Origin of the sequence: Mesorhizobium sp. WSM4904, assembly GCF_029674545.1 — a bacterium.
Lineage (GTDB): Bacteria > Pseudomonadota > Alphaproteobacteria > Rhizobiales > Rhizobiaceae > Mesorhizobium.
Genome location: NZ_CP121354.1, coordinates 1,192,863 through 1,211,088, shown reverse-complemented (window position 1 = coordinate 1,211,088; position 18,226 = coordinate 1,192,863). Strand labels below are relative to the sequence as shown.

Here is an 18,226-nt window from a genome sequence, read left to right as displayed (position 1 = left end):
TCCTTCACTGGTTCGTTCACGTATTCCGGAGAAAATTACTGTGCGAGTTGATGGATCCTCGTTCCCGGTACGACAGCCTCAGCTATTTCACATAGATGCTTATGGTGCGTCAGGTAGATGACCTGACCTGTGTTTGCCATCGCTCCGAACAGCCTGAAAACCTCCTCCGAGCGAATATGGTCGAACGTCTCCATGATGTCGTCGGCGACGAATGGGACCGAGGGCCGAAATTGCGCGAACTCGTAATAACCGGCGAGTCTTAGGGCAAGGTACAGCTGAAATCGTGCACCCTTTGAAAGCGCTTCGGTGACCTTGGATTGCCCGTCACCCTGCACAGCAATGAGAACCTCACCACCTCTTACAGGCTGGGTTGTCAGCCCCGAATACTGGCCACGCGTCATTAGCTTGAACGCGTCTGATGCGCGCGCCATCATGCCGGAGCGATGGCTCTCACGGTAGATCCGCAAAGCATTGCCAGCCGACATGATGCCAAGCTTCAGCTCTATGTAGCGAACGGCCTTCTCCTCGATTTCCAGCAGGGTTGTGCGCCGTTCAGCATCCAGGCGTGCAACCGCACTATCACCGCCGATGGCGTCCAGCTTGTCGGCCGCGCGCGTCTGCCGGATCAGCTGTTGCTGGATGGTTTCATCGAACAGGCGAAGCCGCTGCTCACCCTCAGCCTTCTCGACCGCGAGGCCGTCGAAATCGATCGCGTCCAGGATCGAGCGGGCCTGCTCGAATCCGTCGACCGCGAGCTCCGCCACTATCCGTTCCTCAAGTTCGGCGACGGTGGTGCGCAAGCCATCGCGCTCACGCAACAGCTCATCGCGTTCGACTACCTCGGGCAGAGTGGCGACACCAAAGACGCCCAGCACCTCGTTCTTGCGGCGTTCGTGTGCCAAAATCTCAGTGTCGAGGATGTCGCGCGCCTCCTTGAGGCGCTTCAGGTCGTTGCCGAGGCTTGCCTTCGTTTCACGTGTCCGCTCGGCACGCTCTAGGCGCTCGGCAAGGCGGATGGCCAACTGCTCCGGGTCGGTATCCTTCGTCGGCTCGTCGGCTTCAACCGCAACGGCGATGACCTCGACCAGAAAATTGGCCCTGTCGGCCTCCATCTTGTCGATACGCAGCTGCAGGTCGTCCCGTTCCTGCAGGCTTCTTGAAAGTTCGGCCAATTGATCGAGCACAGTGCCGACGCCGGATGCGGAGAGCCCGCTTTCGAGCCAAGTTCCCTTGAGTGCTTCGGTAATGCCGGCCAGCCATTCCTCCTCGCGACGCTCCGCCACACCTACTGCAACCCGTCGTGCCGCTAGATCCTCTTCTTTGGAGCTCACCATTCTGAGCGCCTCGGCATACTCGGCGTCCACCTTGCGCTGCCGATCCAGAAACGGCTCCGCGATGGCCATGATTGCTTCGAGGGTGTCGTTGGACTCTGATACAATGCCGACGCTTCCCAGCACTGCTCTCATTTCCAAGCGTATCTGCTCGCCGGCGTCAGCGGCTCGCTCGGCCTTCAAGCGAGCAAGTTCGATCTGCTCCCAGGCAGCGAGCGCATCGCTGCGCGCCTCGATCTGATCCTCGATCCTTTCGATCAGGCGCTCAGACGAAGGTTCCACGGCGTCTCCGAGCAGGTCCCTGGCGGCCGCGCGGATTTCCAACAATTGGGTATCCACATCCTTGCCGAGCTGTGTGCGTTGGATGCCGTTGCGTGACAGGTTGGCCGCGGCCTCGGCCAGCTCGCGCGTAGTTGCCCGGATCTCAGCCAGATCCGCCGCGCCGGCCAGCCGGCCTGCGCTGGCAATGTCATCGCGCGCCAATGCCACGGCGAAGTCGTCAGCGGTGTCACCGGTCAGCGCTGCGCGGTGCGTTGCCCACGCATCATCGCGAACTCGGCGGATGGCGGTAGCCGCTTCATCGTCGACAATGTCGCCCGAGGCACGAAGGGCATCCAATCGTGCGGCGAGCATGGCATGGTTGCCCTCGTATTCAGCAAGGCGTTCGGCAAGTACGGCGGTGTTCCTTGCCAGTTCTGACGCTACCGTCTTCCAGGCGGCAATCTGCCCGGCGCTCGGAACCGCGACGTTGGCGAGAGCGAGGGCATCTCCGTTCCATGGACGCAAGCGCGCGAGCGCCGCCTTCCATCGGATTGTTCCCGCATCTTCCGCCTCGCGAGCCGTCCTAATCTCTGCCTGGTGTCCGCTTGCTCGCGCTTTCGACAAAGCCGAGCCCAGCCTTGCCCTGGCAGGTTCGGGCACCGCCCTTTCCTCGCCGACCCGCTGCCTTGCCACCTGCAGCGCATCGAGTGCCGCCGCGGCTTCGTCGCGAGCGGCACGCATCCCGGTAGCAATCCCGGACCTCTGCTCGACCATGGCGCGAACGACGCCAACGGTGACGGCAGGCAGAAGCAGCGCGCCAGGATCCGCCTCGGAAGATCGGCCCAAGGCGGCAAGGCAGCTCGCCACGCTGTTGTTGAGGATTTGCAGCTCCATCCTGCGAGTGGGCAAGTCAAAGCCAGCCGCGGTATGGCGCACCTTGCTCTCCGCCAGCCCGCGAATGCGTTCGGAAATCGACAGGATCGGTTCGTCCTCGTCGACCGCAGTGACTTTTTCCGCCAGGCGCTCGGTCTCGTCGATGTTTGCGGACAGCCGCGTTCTGAGGCTGGCATCGTCATCGATCAGTTCGGTGACACTTCCCGTCGATGTCCGGGCTGGGGAGGCGATGTCCGGCAGCTGATCCAGCCGGGCAATCTTGCGCCGGATATCCGCCAGCATCGGCGCAGCACGCACGTAACGAGCAAAGGTATCCAGCCTGGCCACCAGCACCGCCCGATCGCTGATGGTTCGGCCGTACTGCTGCGCTGCATCGAGACGTTCGGCCTCCAGGCCCTCGTAGGTTGATGCAAGGGTGTCGATCGCATCCCTGCGCGACTTTACGTCAACAAGGCGCTTCTTCAACAGCGCCAGTTCGGTTCCATGCGCCTGCTTCCGATACAGAGCGTCTGCTTCGGCCTCGAGGGCGTTCAACGTATCACTTGCGTTCCCAAGACCGGCGCTGGCCGTGAACAGAAGCTTGCCGAGGTCGCCCCGCGACTCCAGGATAGATTTTCCGCCGGCTTCCAACGTCTCGTCATCGAGTGAGAACATCGTCGTGTAGGCGTCGCGCGACAGACCGGCGAGATGCGCCGTGATCGCCACCTCGCTTACCGGTTGGCCCGTCGCATTCAATAGCGAATTACTGCGCTGTTTCGTACGCGTGAACGTGTGTTCGGAGCCGGCCAGTTCCAGCACCCCGCCGATGCGCATGGCACTGTACTCGTGCAGGAAGTTGTAGCGGCTCCGTTCCTCGATGCCGAACAGCAAGTCTAGATAGGCCGAAAGCGCAGTCGATTTGCCGGCCTCATTCAGGCCAAACACGATATGCAGATCAGGTCCGGATTCCGGTTTGGGTCCGAAGTCGATCGAACGATCGGTGAACTTTCCATAACGAATGAGGTCAAGGCGCCGCAACCTCATGACGATCCACCGGCCTTAAGGCGGGCAGTCACCAAGTCCGCGCCCTTGGAAAGCACCTGATCGAGGAACTGTTCCAGCCCGGCTTCGTCCGTCCCAGCAAAATCCCGCCCGTCGGCCGGAAGGTCGGCGACCATCTTTTGGACGAACGCCCTCGCCTCAGCGCGGAAGGCCTCCGAGGTGGCATCGGCACGCATTGATTGCTCGAGTTCGAAAATCGGATCAGCAATATCCTCGGCGGTCTCCGTCCGAGGCGGCGCGAGGTCAAGCTCGAGCTTCTCCACCCACGTATGGCCTAGCTGTTCCGCAGCCTGTTCGGCTTCGGCAAGAAGGAGGTCCCTGTCGCGGATCAGCGCCCACATCAGTGGTGACGTTCCTGTCAGGCCAATGCGAGCCACAGCATGACGCGATCGGACGGTTGCCCGCATCTCTTCGAGTGCGAAGCGAACACGCGCGACGGCCTCGGGCCACTCCACCGCTCCGGTAAGGTCGACGCTCACCCGTTCGAACTGCGCAACGCTGGTCAGCCGTTCCTCGATCTCCACCGAACGGTCGTGGCGCACCGTCACCAGGGTGACTGATTTCTCACCGGCCTCGTTGATATCCCTCCCCTGCGGTATTCCCGGCATCACCACGGCACTGGCGCCAGGATGGACTTGGCGAGCATGGATGTGGCCGAGGGCCCAATAGTCGAAACCGTGGGCGTGCAAGTCAGCGATGCTGCAGGGCGCGTAAACGTCGTGACCTGGCGATCCAGCCAGACTGGTATGCATGATGCCTATGTTGACGGCCCCTTCACGAGCCGCCGGATATTTGGTTAACAGGCTGTCCGGCGCCTTAGGGTTCGCAAAGCTCAAACCATGGAATACGACGTCCAGACCGCCGGCTGTCTGCAATACCGACTGAGCACGACCACCAAAGATGGTAACGGTGTCGGGAAATACCAGCTGTTTGGAAATCCGCGACAGGGCGTCATGATTACCGCGGATCTTGAAAACCATGATGCCGGCCTGGTGCAGGCGTGTCATCTGCGCGCCCAAGAACCGCGCTGTCTTCATTGAAGTCTGGTCGCCATCGTATAGGTCGCCAGCAATGACCAACGCGGCCACACGTTCCTCAAGGCAGAGATCCACTATCGAAACGAATGCCTGGCGGCTGGCGTCGCCCACCAGCCCGGCAAGATCGGGATTTCGCATCGCCAGCGAACGAAGCGGCGAGTCGAGATGAATATCGGCCGTGTGTACGAATCGAAATGCCATTCGGCCTCCGCCAGCAAAAGAGGTGTTCCGAGCTTCGACAGAAATTGCAACGAGGGCGCTGCAGCGCCCCGTTACACTTCAGCTAATTTCTCGCTCGCGGATTCGCCGGCCACCAACAAGCCGTCTTGGGACCGTAACACTCCTTTGGCAACCAAATCGGCGACCCCAGCTGAAATCAGCTGCCTTAATTGTGCGCTTGTGGCTTTGAAGCCCAGCATCCTGGCAACGCCTGTGGCGATTTCTTCCTCTGTCGCACCGAGGTTGGATTTCACGACTTCCATAGCGCCTTGGGCGACCTCGTCCTGCGCAATCATTTCGGGCTTGCGCAATCCAGCGGACACGACCCCACTGCGATCCCTGAGACGAACAGGAACACCTGGCTTGAAGCAGAAGTTGCCTCGACGGGCTACTGAACCACCTCTCTGTGCTATGCTTACCCCCCGCTCGATTGCATCCTGAATCCTGCCACCGGCCCGCTGCAGACCCCAGGCGTCCCGAATACGCGAAACTATTTCGTCGACATGGATTGGCGTTTCTGTAGCCACGACCTGCTCGACCAGTCCGGCCATGATTCCGCTGGGCGTCTCGTGGAGTTCGAACGATCCCGGTCGCTTTAGTTCGGCCTCTTCGTAGGCTCGATTGGGTGTCTCGGATCCGTTTGTGCTTTCGAGACCGATTTCCGTCACGTTGCCTCGGTCGACCGTAACAACCTGCACGGCTACAGCTCGATTTCTCTGGACCCCCAATTCGGCCCGCTCATCGAGTTCTTTTCTGGCGGCCTCAATCGCTAGTATGGTTCGCTCCAGCTGCTCACGAGGCCGTTGGAACCAGTCAGCGCTCCAGATGCGATGGATGATCCAACCATGGTCTTCCAGAACCGACTGCCGAAGCCGGTCTCGATCTCTGGCCGAGCGAGATGAGTGATATTCTGCGCCATCGCATTCGATGCCAAGAATATAGCGGCCTGGCCTCTCTGGATCCGCAACTGCGAGGTCGATGAAGAAGCCGGCAATGCCCACTTGAGCATGAACCTGATAACCCATTTCGATCAGCGCGTTGGCTACCTGTTCTACAAAGATTGAATCCATTTCGCGAACCGTGACTTGGGCAAGCGAAATTCGCCCTGTTCTCGCGTAGTGCAAGAAGAGCTTGAAGGCGAAGATGCCTTTCCCTTTGCCACGCTCCAGGTCGATGTCCTCGTCTGTGATGGACGCGAATACTTCGCAGCTGCGCTTGGCGCGGCTTATGAGGACGTTGAGCCGACGCTCGCCGCCTTCCGCGCCAAGAGGGCCGAAACGCATGGCCATGTATCCCTGGGCATTCTTGGCATACCCCACCGAGATCATGATCACGTCGCGCTCATCGCCTTGAACATTTTCGAGGTTCTTGACGAAGAATGGCTCGCTTGGATGAGCGTGAAAGAATTCCTCGGTGTCGGGATTTAGTCGCCGCAGCGCTTCGAGTTCATCCTGGATCGCGCGGCGTTGGCTAACCGAAAATGTTGCAACGCCTAGAGTCTCTTGCGGGTTCACCTTCGCATGACGGATGATCGCCTCCGCTACTGCTCTCGCCTCTACCGGATTGGTTCCTGTGCCGCCGGAATCGAAGACCCCCTCCGGCACATGATGAAACCGCAACCCCATACCTGCCTCTTGGGTATAAGGGCTTGGCACGATGAAAAGCCGGTTCTCGTAGAACTGGCTGTTCGATACTGCGATTAGAGATTGGTGACGGCTACGGTAGTGCCAGCGCAGCATACGCTGCGGCAAGCCGCGGGCCGTGAACAGGCCGAGGATGCTTTCAATGTCGGCGACCTGCGCGCCCTCACCCTCGTCATCTTCAGACTGCGAGCCTGTCATCTTCGCGAAGAATGTCGTGGGTGGCAGTTGGCGTTCGTCGCCAACGACGACCACCTGACTGGCCCTGGCGACCGAGCCAAGTGCGTCCACGGGCTGGATCTGAGACGCCTCGTCCATCACGAGCAGATCGAAGGACATCCGGCCGGGCGACAGGAATTGCGCCACCGAAAGCGGGCTCATCATGAACACTGGCTTCAGCGCCTGGATGGCAGGGCCTGCCTTCTGCATCAATTGCCGGATGGGCATGTGGCCTCGTCTGCGCGCCATCTCAGAACGAAGCAGTCCGACAGGTCCAGCTCCGCCGTCTCTTGAAGGAATTTTCCGGTGATGAGCCGTTACAACTTCGATGGCGCCGGCCTTGATGCGCTGGCGGTCCAGATCTGCGAAGTCACGTACAGCCCTGGAATGCAGTTCCCCGTCGAACCTTGCCAGCTCCGGCTCATCGGTCGCCATCGCCAGAAACATTCGTTCGTAGTAGGCCATATCAAAAACTGATCGAGCCGATCCTGTTGTAATCTGGCCGTTGGCTAGGCCGTCTATCAACTGTCCCAGTCCAGCCTTTCGGGCCGTTTCGGATCGCTCTTCATAGGCAACCCATTTCGAGAGCTGCTCCTGATGATCGAGCCAACCCTGCAGCCGAGAAACGACCTCGCCTATCGCGACGTCCGGAAAATCGACTACTCCAAACAAGGAGGGAGCATCGGCTTTCAAATCCCCTGTAAGCGCCTTCAATTCCCGCGCTGCCGCTTGGGCCGCTTCACGTGCTGAACGTGCCGAGTTTGCGATCTCGATTCTTTCAGGCAACCGCGCAGCCAGATGTCGGATCGAGCCATTTTCTTTCAGCCAAAGCTCGGCTTGCGTGAGAGCGGCCCAATCGGATCCTCGACCGTGCCACGACGAGCCGAATACGAACTTGCCAAGGCTCTCTCCCGCATCGATCCCTTGAGCAAGTGCTTGTAGTCTGCCTAGTCGGCGCAGTAGCTCCACCCGCTCAGTGATTAGATCCGGAACGTCAGTCAGAACCTGTCGTGACGCATCATCGGCTTGAGCTACAGTGCTCGCCTTCGCTTCCATCAGTTGCAGCGAGGCCCGCTCGGCGGAAGCCACGTCGCCTAGCATGGATGACGCGAGGTGCCCGAGATCGTTCCAGAAACCTTCGATAATTGGCCGACCGATTTCGATAACCTTGCGAACGCGCGCTGCACGCGCACCGGCCTCGGAGCGTTCCGCCATCCGGCCGGCGATAATCCGAGGTTCGGGGCCTAGCCCTCGTAGAGTCCGCATCCACTCCACTAGCGCGAGCAGTGGCGCGGAAGCCGATCGCTCCCCACGCCAATCTGCCCCGAAGGCGGAACGGCCAAAAGCGTCGCCTTCGCGGACTCTTGCTGCGGCAGCCTGACCCTTCATCAAAAGGTCGAGGAGACCAACTATCTGCGTCGCAGGCGCGCTAGGGTCGACCACAATAGTCCGCGCAAGTGCTGTGGCGCGACGGTAGTCGCCGTTCAATGCTTTCAATATTCCCGTGTGTGTGGCGAGCGCCTGCCGCGCCGCGGCCACCTCGGTGCTCCACGCCGCGTCAACAACCTTGCCCTGAAGGTCGGCTCTGGCAGCCTCAAGCGTCGCTACGCTGTCGGCAAGGTCGCCTGCCTGCTCAAGTCCGGAGTCCCAAACGGTGGCTGCGAAGGCCTCCGGACTTGCGTCAGGTGCTGCCGCTACTCGCTCGCCGGTCACGGCCAGCCTGAGCAAGCCTGCCAACGTGTCTGGCAATATCGCCGATCCGAGTTCCTGATTCAGGCGCTCAGCTTCTTCCCTCAAGCGTGGGAGCAGAATGGTGAGCTGTCGCGCACGATGGAAACCATCTTTCGGAAATTCCGAGGGAAGCTTTGCAAGCTCTGTCTCGAGACCTTCAATTGGCGTGTCGATAGCCGTTGCCGCCAACTGCTCCGAAAGTTCCTCGGACTTGCGGGCGAAATCCGTTCCTGACCAGAGAAGCGATGAAATGTCTTTCGGACGCTCATCCCATACCGGCGAGACGAGCGCCTCGGCAGGAAGTCCAGGCGCGGACGCGAGAAGCTCAGCGCGATCTTCTATCTCGCCGCTGTCGCTGAGAATTTTCGGAGGCTCGGCCTTGATCCGCTCAGCGATACCGACCAGTTTGGCGTGCAGTGCCTTGGCTTGGTCCAGCAACGCCGCGATGCGTGGGACGAGCCTCTCAATGGTCGTTGGAAGAACGACATCCAGGCCAACTCCCCGCCACGGGTGGTGGATCGGCAAGCCGATCTCGTTGATCCGCTGAGAGACCTCATCGAGCAATTTGCGACGTTGCGAAACGCCGTCAGTTGTCCAGCTTGTGGCATCCGTAAGTTCGATGTCCACTGGTTTCTGACCGACCTGCCTTAGTCGGGTTAGCTGGCCGAGAACCTGATAAGGAGTGAGTTCGGACGCTCCGAACGCAACGTGCATTCGTGCAGCATGTGCGTTGAGTTTATCGCGAGCCTCCAGCAAGCGATCAGTTAGGGAAGAAGGAAGCTGGCCCCTGGGCGATCCGAGTTGCCAGGTTCGCCGCAGCTCCTCTAGCATCATGCGCTTGTTCGCCTTGTTACTATGCAGCTCAAGGCAGGCGTCCCCCACCCCAGCAGTGTCAAGCCGTCGCTTGACGACCTCCAGCGCTGCCATCTTTTCGGCCACGAACAGCACGGTCTTTCCGTCGGCAACGGCCGACCCAATAATGTTTGCGATCGTCTGCGATTTTCCTGTCCCAGGCGGACCTTGGATAACGAGGTCGCGACCTTTTCTGACGTCATGGATCGCCAGTGTCTGAGAACTGTCACTGTCGACGATATGCAACATTTCGGCGGGCGCAATGTGCGGATCAATCGCTATGTCGTCCGACATAAGCGGCTCGCGTGTTTCGAAACCATCTGAAAGAAGCGAGCGGATCTTCGGTTGTTCGATAATCTTTGCGCCATCGGGCCAGAGATCCGGATCCAGATCACGGTACATCAAGAACTTCGCAAACGAGAAGAAGCCGAGCACCATATCGTCGCGAAGCACCTCCCAACCCTCTTTGGTCGAAATTGCTTCGGCAACGGCATCGAGATAGGCCGAGACGTCGAAGTCATCTCCCACCTCAAAACGCGGCAGAGCGAGCTTGTGAATGCGGTCGAGATAGAGTTCCAAGGAGAGGTTTGCGGTAAGATCTTCCGGCCGGGCTCGTAGGCGGAATTTTTCTCCAGCGGCCCCTCGCTCAAGCCGAACCGGCACCAAAATGAGGGGGGCCTGACGGATGTTCTCTTTGTTGTTCGGGTCAATCCACTTCAGCATTCCAAGGGCCAGAAAGAGGATATTGACGCCCTGCTCTTCCTCGAGTGTGCGGGCATCATGGTAGAGATCAAGGAGCCGCCGCTGCAGCCCAGTTGGGGTCATACGCGTCTGCAGCTTGGTGTCCGAGTGCCGCGCGGATATCCCTCTGTTATCGACTCCATCGTCCTCTGGTTGGGCGAGAGCGACGGGGGAATAGTCGATCTCTTCGTCTGGAGGGCTGCTTTCATCCTGGCCCGCTTTCGGCCTATCGGGCTTGCCGGCCAGGAAGGTAAAAGCCTTTCCTTCGGTCACCAGCAATCGATAAATTTCGGACGACTTCTCATCGACGATATCGATCGTCTTCGCGCTCTTGGAAAACCGCGGCACATTCAAAAGTCGATTGCGGGCGGAAAGATCGAGCAACTCCATCCTGGCGCGCTCGAGTTTCTCCTTTAGAGGGAGATCGCTTTGGAAGACTGACTGTTTTACGTCCAAGACTTACATCCCCTTTGAAAGGAGAACCAGCTAGAGCCCGCGTAGAGCGTTCGCGCAAGAAAAAACAGCCGTGTTCAATTAGAAACGACTGCGATCACTTCTGGACACCGTCCAATATTGCGACGTGTGATATGGGTCAGAGCCTGCATTCTTGGCCCCCTTTGCCTAGTCGCTATCCGACGAGGATTCTCGCTCCCTGCCCCCGTATTTAGCCGCCTCCACAATGTCTTTTTCTGACACAGAGAGTCCGTTGCGGACCCGAATGGCTCCCGCACTTGGAACGCGGTCCAATTCAGATCCAGTCTTTGCCTTATCCTTCTGGGGCTTAACCTCCGGCGGCGGGTCTTTCGAAAATGTCATGCGTAGGTCCTACTCGTCCAAATCTAAATGCATCCGCCTGTGAGCCTCAAGCCGCTTTCCTGGTCATACAAAGAAAACGCCGCGCCCAATCAATCCACCGTCTCTCGTGGTTCCGCATTCTGATTGGCGCTTTAACATTCATCACTATTAGCGCCTGGCATTTAGTATCCTCCCTCTACTGGTTTTTTTAGCCGATAAGTAATAGATCGGGATTTCACTGCAGAAGTCCGGAGCCATGAAGTGACTGACGAAATCCAAAATACGGCCACCGCGCTGATGGAGCTTACCGCCGATATCGTTGCGGCTTATGTGAGCAAGAATTCAGTGCCGGTCTCCTCATTGCCGGACCTTATTGCCAGCATCAATTCGTCATTAGCGCGTATCGGCCAGCCGTCCGAACCGGAAAAACCCGACCAAGTTCCCGCGGTCAACCCCAAGCGCTCAGTCACTCCAGACTACATCGTCTGCCTCGAAGACGGCAAAAAGTTCAAGTCCCTCAAGAGACACTTGAACACGCATTTTGGACTGACGCCCGACGCCTATCGCCAAAAATGGGGCCTCTCCAACGATTACCCCATGGTCGCGCCTAACTATTCAGCCAATCGCTCCAGATTGGCAAAATCGATTGGCCTCGGTCGCACAGCAGCCGCGCCCAAGAAAGCAGCAGCCAAGAAGTCAAAGACGCGCTAGCAAAACATTTGGCAGCTTCGCAAAGGATCGAAAATTGAATCGCGATCGCTATTCCCATCGCCGCAGCTCGCGGCCAAGACGCGGCCGGGTTTCAATTATGCGCAAGCGTTTCTTTTCACATAAATCATTAGCCGCGATCCTGGTGATCACGCTAGCAGTGGGCGCTTATGTCACCTCCTACTTTACAGGGTGGGGCAACCAGATCGCGGGACCCAATACAGCAAGCGCACTCGGGTCAAAACCGAAGCCTATCGTCGGCGTAGCGTCCATCGTTGACGGGGACACGATCGAGATCCACGGACAGCGTATTCGTTTCAATGGCATCGACGCACCTGAAAGCAGCCAAAACTGCAGCGACGCAAGCGGGCAAGAATACCCATGCGGCCGCAAATCCGCAGAAGCACTGGACATCTTCCTCAGTCAATCCCGACCCATCCAGTGCAACTTTGTTTCGTGGGATCGTTACAACCGCTTCGTTGGTGATTGTCAGCGGGCGGACGGTGCTAGCATTGCGTCTTGGATGGTCGAACAGGGTTATGCCCTGGATTGGCCTCGATACAGCCATGGTAGTTACGCGTCACAACAGGCAGATGCCCAAAGGGCCAAGATTGGCATCTGGGTTGGCACTTTCACAGCCCCTTGGGATTGGCGAGCAACACATGCAGCCAACAATAAACCCGGTAATGACACATCCTACGGCCTTACAGGCCGTCGCCAAATAGCTCAGAGCTATTCGTGTCAACCGCGTCGCTATTGTAAGCAAATCTCCTCATGCGATGAGGCGCGCTGGTATCTCAATAACTGTAGCTGGGGACCCAAATTGGACCGGGACGGCGACGGAATTCCGTGCGAAGGCATTTGCTGACCAAGCCAATTCCTTAGCGCGCTTTCAGCAAGCCGGACTGGCCACCAGCGTTTCGGTGCATTTGCGCGAGTGCCAATAGAGCCTGGCAAAAGGGCTGGCTGACGTTTGTCTTGGAAAATTCCACCAGCTCGTTGAGCCCGGATGGGCTAGAAAACCGCAAGGCTTCGTAGCGACAGACAGGGATCTGCCGATTATCTCTGAAGCGTTTGTCGGGTCCGCCATTCTTATTGGGATGAGCCCAGGTATAGCTCACGATCTCAGCATCAGATGGAACTTTGCCGGTCTCAATAAAATTGCTGGGGGCAAATTGCGTCCTGAGGTCTCCATACCCAACGGCACCGTACTGGTTTCCGTCCTTCACCAAAATCATGTCTGGCATGAAATAAAGGATTTGCCGGCCGACGTGTATCGACGGTGGTGTGACATTGCTGCGAACAACCGTCGGCAAGGAAGCTTGGAGCGTCGTCGACTTTTTATCGACCAACATCGTGGCTCCCGCATTGCGCTTCCAAGTCGTCAGATCCTCTATCTTGCCACCAGCCGCGACATGCCAACTCGCCGCGCAGCGTGTGAGCGTGTCAAAGGCGGCGACAAGTCGCCCGTAGGCCGCCTCCGCGTCCTGCTCCAAATCATAGTAGAGCACGCTCACCCGGCGGTAGCTGTCCAACCAGTTGCCAATAAGCATGCCCGGCAAAAAGGCAGCAATACCGATCAGCGCCACCCCACCTCCCAGCATTGCGCCTGCGATCAATCCGGCGATCCCAAACAGCACGGCCAGGATGAGCGACATTCGCGTCTGCGATTGCCTCGCATTGATTTCATCAAGCACATTGGCAAATGTCTCATCACGCATCTCGATCACATCGGCGGACTCGATTTCTCTCATCACGACGCCACCGCTGACATATTCCACGGGTGAGGATGTTGGATGGGGCTTTGGCCCAGATGGGAATTCAGACAGTTGCAGCGTCTGCTTGGCGCTGCGCTTTCCCAAAGTGCCTCGGTAGTAGAGACCGCCGACGCCTGCATGAATATAATGCCCTCGTGGGCCAGTCCCGATACGAAGACCTTGCACGCCAACGGACGCGCCAACCCCGCCAGACGAGAAGTTAAAGCGGAAAGGTCCCGCACTAATCGATTTTCGAACGTAAAACCCCATCCCCGCAATCCCCCCCAAGCCCTGTGAGCGAAACCCAAGGGCAGTTCGCCTCACAACTTTGGTACCGGAACCAGTCCAATATCTGTCTCTCGCGAACGTTGCCTGACCCTGATCTCAATTCGCCTCCTCGCCTTGACGTCGCCGGCCTGTGCGCCGTCGGTGAGCCGGTCGCCAGGCAATATCAACTGGCCGCCGGACATTGGCAGGATGGTGAAGCCTTTCAGTTCCGGCATATCGCGCAGGATGCCTGTGACGGAGATCGCTCGCGCTAATCCAAGCCCGGCATTGTCGGCAGGATGGAGTGTGCCAATGTCCATCTTGCGCGCCAGTACGGGCTGAAGGCCTCTGTCCATATTCGATGAGTCACCGGACATCGCCTGCTCGTCCGTGTGGCCAATCACCTCAATGACGTCCACACCATAGGAAGTTGCAATTCCAGCAATGGTCTTCGACATCTGCCGCAACTTCGTTTTGAAGCCACCGGAAAGCTCCGCACTTCCAGTATCGAAATTATAGCCATCGAGCTCGCTAAGACTGATGATCGGTGGCCAATCGTGTGGCTTGTCAGCAGAGGCCTCGTTCCTTGCCTTCTTCAGTGCGTCAGCAAGATCCTTGGACGTCTTGCCCGTGCCAACGTAGCCGAGCTCGCGCAGAACCTTCATCTTCTCGATCATGGCTTTGGCCTGATCAACGTCGACGTCGTTGTCAGAGAGGACTTTGGCGGCCGGCGCGCTTTTCACCGCTTCCTCAAGGGTCAGTCCCACTTTTTTGATTGCCTCTGCGGCCTCTTTGGCCCGGACCAATTCACGCCATTCTTGATCTGGTACATTGCGTCGACTTGCAGGCTTGACCATGGCATTCAGCTGAGCCAGCAACCGCTTGTTTTCCTCGTCAAGCTTGCGAGCGTTCTCATTGAGGGACTGCGCAATCTTCTGCGCTGCCGCAGCCTCTTTCTTTGTCTTGGCGATGAGCGCGCCTGCAGCAAGCAAAAGGCAGAAAACGAGAAGCAGCATCGTCTCAGCCATCGTCAGGCCGAGTATCAGGCCGCGGCCATAGCCCTTGCGCTCAAACGTAATGGCTGTTCCGCTAACCTCACTCACCTGCCCCACCAACTTGCTCTCTTTGGCGGTTCACCCTTCTCCACCTCCGCCGGACTGCTTAACGATCGGAAGGTGTCGCCCTCCGTGTCATCCGAAACCTTGATTGGCGTCTCCACAGGGGAGGCAACAGTGGAAGGTGCCGCCACTCGCTCGACATCGTTCGCTATCGCATTGCTCAGAGGCTGGGGAGTGCGCACGGCCGGGAGGCTATGTTGTGTAAGGGTTGCGACGAGGCCGCGTGTTTCATTGCTGTGTTTCTGCATCACAGCCATGAACTCCTCAGTCAAACGCTGCTGCGCTTGGACAGTTTCTGCGGTCTTTTCTGCGGCCGCTGCCGCTCTCTCCACTCCAGTCGCCACCTTGATCACTGCGTCGGCAAGACCGGTCATCCGCGTTTGCTGCTCTTGCGAGGCTGTTTCGGTTTTTATCGCATATTGTGCGACAGCATTACCCAGGAGCTTGACCATCGGCGCCAGATCGTTCTTCAGCACCTCATCAGGAACAACCACCTTTTCCAGCTTGGCAGCCATATTGTCGGCTTGATTACCGAGCTTTCCAACAGAGTTGGACATCGAGCTGTTGGCTTTATCCAGCAAATCCGCTGCAGCTCCAACGCGGTTCGCTATCGAAGCAAACTGGGTTTCGACTTGCCCGAAATTGTGCTGCAACGCGTCACTGAGCTTGGCAGACGCCTCTTGGACAGGCTTGATCGATTCCATGGCAATATTGTCCAGGGCAGATCGAATGTGCTCCCCATTGCGTGCCGCTTGCTCGGCAATCTCTGCAAAGCCCTCTTCGAGCATTTGATGGCTGACACGACGAAAGTCGGCGAACTCCCTGGTTACGCTTTCCATCTCGGCTCTTACACGCCGTGTCATGTCGGCAAGTTCGTGCCTCGCCGTTCGCTCAATGTCCGCGGGATCGCGCCGCATCTGATTGTAGAAAACCCTCAGAGCAATACCGGTGATCGTCGACGTGATCGCGATGCCAAAATTTTGGACGATCGTGTCGGTTGAGCCTTCCGTTCCAAACTGAAACAGCGAGACCCCAAGGCTCGTCAGGGTGAACAGGAAGCCCATATAGTAGAGGTTATCGCCGGTCTGCTCGTCGTGCAGTTGTAGCTTTCCAGCAAAGATCGAAACCCCGAGATAGAAAAACATCAGGCAGGCCGGTGCTACCGCCGCGACGATCGGATTTACGCCTGAGAGTTTTGCAATGGCGATGAATACACACCCGCCGAGTGTCAATGCCGCGAAAACCACGACCGGCAGACGTGGATGATCCAGCAAAGGTTTGTCGTGCGCTCTCGCCATCAGTTTAACCCATCCAAGCCAACCAGCTTTTCGAACTCGCCGTGATGGTTCTGGACCCAATGTGTCCAGAACTCCGCGTGATCCAGGGTCTGAAATGGCTTCTTTGCCCGATCGATATAAAGAATTGTGATGCCCACCCCATCCAGCGACGTCCCATATGTGCGGTCGGCGGCGCTGTTGAGGTATTTTTGGTAATCCAGTCCCGATCGGTACTGCGAGTAAATCGTCGTATGCTCGATCATGTCAGAGGCGACCACCAATCGCTTGGGACTGCCCTGTTTGGCCAAGCTGCTATCGAAGAGCGACAGCTTGATTTTCTGAATTCCAGCCATGATCGGAGATTGGCTCGCGGAAGCCGCATTCGGGATTTCATCGGGAAGTTTGTTCAAAGGATCGCCGAAGGCGTTTTCCCACTTCTTTTGACGCCGCGCAGGATTGTTGGTCCAACTATCGACGGTCGACCCATCACCGGGATTGCATCCATCGAACATCACCGTCAGCTCACCAGGCGCCGAGCTCAGGGTATAAATCCTCACATACCCACCCGGCTCGACCTGCCCAATGGTCTTTCGGAACTCGTTCTTGAGATCAGCCATCGTCGTTGCCGAAATTGGATCAGTGGCGTCGATGAGGACGGCGGTCAGGCTGGAGGGTCCGTCCAATGGGCAATTCGTGTTGGCGTCGATATGGCCATTGCCAGACCTGGTCCACATCCAGCCGAAGCCGGCCAACATCGCAACGGATAGCACACCAAGGGCAATGGCCGCGGCAATGGTACCCGCATTGCCTTTCTTGCGTCTGCGGGTTCGCCTAGACATTCACGCTGTCCGGGTGAAGCTTATCAAGATCTCGGTACTGCTCAATTCCCCGTTCGCATTCCTGACCAATCAGACGAACCTGCTCGTTGAGTTCCTCCTGCGCCTGGCGAATTGATGCGCCAACATCTCCCTCATTCCACTCCCGCTCGCCGGTGACGTATGGCTTGATGCGATCAAGTTTGTAGGGCGTTCCGAAATGCTTGGGCGCCGGCTCGGTCCTCGCCTGGATGTTGGCTTCCCGATACATCGACAAAAGCTGATTGCAGGCTCGCTCCAATTGGTCTTGATGCTGCGCAAAAAGAGCCAGAAGCCTCGATCGATGATCGACAATCGCGCGGTGCTCGCGCCGGCGACTACCAAGCTGCTTGACGATTTCCTCCACTTTTTCGTTGTGGTCGTCGCGGACATCCTGCAGCTCTTCGATCAGTTCCTTCTTTCGATCGATGTAGTCATCGCGCCGTCGAACGAGCCGATTTTCAACGCCAGTGTAGCCTGGGTAAGGGTCGAGCACGAACCAGCCGTCGATAAAAGCGAAAAGCGAAAACATCAGGCCGATCGCAAACAGCAACCAGGACTTGATGTCCGTGAGACCCGCTGGATTGGCGAGCATATTACGGATGACCTCAGCGCCGGCGCCGTCAGCGAGCGAGCCGCTGACCTCACGGTAGTGCGCTAGCGCCAAGTTTATCGAAATCGCCAAGCCGATATAGAAAAGGATTGAAATGATCCCAACGAATTTTACGAAAAACGACCGATGGGTGACGAGACGAGCGCAGAAAACCGCCAGGAGCAAAGCCGCCCCGATGTTGATGAAAGAGAATGCCGCAGCCTCAAGGATGCCACCAAAAAATCCCTGCTCATTGCCCTTGGCCAGGAAGTTGCCGTTCATCGCTGTCTCGACCAGAAACAGAAATAGCAGAAGCGATAGCCGGAAAATGTGAGCGGCACCGTGCTGCACACGCGCGGCACGAACGAGACCGTGCTTCTCCTTAAACCATGCATGCTCTTTTTCGGCGTCGTTCAGGGCCCTTCTCAGGCCGTGAAGTTCATCGAGGCCCACGGCGACCGAGGCTTTGAAGTCCGAAACGCTAGCGGCATTCGTCTGACGGATTAGACCGAATTGTTCCTCGAAATCGAGGCCGGCAAGACGACCTCCAAGGAGTTGCAGGTTGTCCTCAAGAGTGTGATGCGCAGCCTTCTTCTCATCCTCAACGCGTTCCACGATGGCATGTTCGACATCGTCGAGATTCTTTGCCGTTTTCGGGGGTTGGTTCACCTCGCCGCGCTGCTTTCCGCGGTTAATGACATCCAGGTCGCCGTCGATCTTGGCAGGGTCCAGGCTGTTGAATAGCTGAGTGCTCGCCCGAAAATCGTGGTTGGATTCTCGCAGTGAGTCACGCAACTTATTTAGTTTTTCGAATTTAGAGCCCACGCACTCACAACCCCAACTTTACGCCCCCCGGCAGAGTGGTTTCTATGCATAGTAGAGCTAAAGGGCA

The 18,226-nt window shown here is 57.9% G+C and carries 10 protein-coding genes; 2 read left to right on the top strand and 8 right to left on the bottom strand.

Going from position 1 to position 18,226, the window contains the following annotated elements; genetic code table 11:
- Positions 1–35: 35 nt before the first annotated feature.
- The 3 genes from QAZ47_RS05715 to QAZ47_RS05705 all read right to left on the bottom strand — a co-directional run bounded on the left by QAZ47_RS05715 (position 36) and on the right by QAZ47_RS05705 (position 10,356).
- Entirely contained in the window at positions 36–3,509 is a 3,474-nt protein-coding gene (locus QAZ47_RS05715) for an AAA family ATPase (RefSeq protein WP_063169422.1), read from the bottom strand.
- A complete protein-coding gene (locus QAZ47_RS05710; RefSeq protein WP_063169423.1) occupies positions 3,506–4,765 on the bottom strand; it encodes a DNA repair exonuclease in 1,260 nt (419 codons plus the stop codon). The genes QAZ47_RS05715 and QAZ47_RS05710 overlap by 4 nt, the downstream gene beginning before the upstream one ends.
- A gap of 71 nt (positions 4,766–4,836) precedes the next feature.
- Complete coding sequence (locus tag QAZ47_RS05705; protein ID WP_245437922.1) at positions 4,837–10,356, bottom strand: DUF3320 domain-containing protein; 5,520 nt, start codon at positions 10,354–10,356, stop codon at positions 4,837–4,839.
- Positions 10,357–11,058: 702 nt separating this feature from the next.
- Here QAZ47_RS05705 and QAZ47_RS05700 point away from each other — a divergent pair.
- Together QAZ47_RS05700 and QAZ47_RS05695 are read left to right on the top strand one after the other, a co-directional pair.
- Positions 11,059–11,472: a MucR family transcriptional regulator gene (locus QAZ47_RS05700; RefSeq protein WP_082826711.1), complete on the top strand. Its 414-nt coding sequence runs from the start codon at positions 11,059–11,061 to the stop codon at positions 11,470–11,472.
- Between the two features lie 34 nt (positions 11,473–11,506).
- Positions 11,507–12,337: a thermonuclease family protein gene (locus QAZ47_RS05695; RefSeq protein WP_127224212.1), complete on the top strand. Its 831-nt coding sequence runs from the start codon at positions 11,507–11,509 to the stop codon at positions 12,335–12,337.
- A gap of 13 nt (positions 12,338–12,350) precedes the next feature.
- On the opposite strand, the gene QAZ47_RS05690 is transcribed toward QAZ47_RS05695, so the two are convergent.
- Genes QAZ47_RS05690 through QAZ47_RS05670 form a run of 5 tightly spaced genes read right to left on the bottom strand, consistent with a single transcriptional unit; the run spans position 12,351 to position 18,159 of the window.
- A complete protein-coding gene (locus tag QAZ47_RS05690) occupies positions 12,351–13,496 on the bottom strand; it encodes a DUF4236 domain-containing protein (RefSeq protein ID WP_095770037.1) in 1,146 nt (381 codons plus the stop codon).
- A gap of 50 nt (positions 13,497–13,546) precedes the next feature.
- A complete protein-coding gene (locus QAZ47_RS05685; protein ID WP_224571173.1) occupies positions 13,547–14,605 on the bottom strand; it encodes a hypothetical protein in 1,059 nt (352 codons plus the stop codon).
- A complete protein-coding gene (locus tag QAZ47_RS05680) occupies positions 14,593–15,909 on the bottom strand; it encodes a hypothetical protein (protein ID WP_063169428.1) in 1,317 nt (438 codons plus the stop codon). The genes QAZ47_RS05685 and QAZ47_RS05680 overlap by 13 nt, the downstream gene beginning before the upstream one ends.
- The gene (locus QAZ47_RS05675) at positions 15,909–16,727 is read right to left on the bottom strand and encodes a hypothetical protein (RefSeq protein WP_063169429.1); all 819 of its coding nucleotides are present in this window, start codon (positions 16,725–16,727) and stop codon (positions 15,909–15,911) included. Before QAZ47_RS05675 ends, QAZ47_RS05680 begins: the two co-directional genes overlap by 1 nt.
- Complete coding sequence (locus QAZ47_RS05670) at positions 16,720–18,159, bottom strand: hypothetical protein (RefSeq protein WP_063169430.1); 1,440 nt, start codon at positions 18,157–18,159, stop codon at positions 16,720–16,722. The genes QAZ47_RS05675 and QAZ47_RS05670 overlap by 8 nt, the downstream gene beginning before the upstream one ends.
- Positions 18,160–18,226 lie beyond the last annotated feature (67 nt).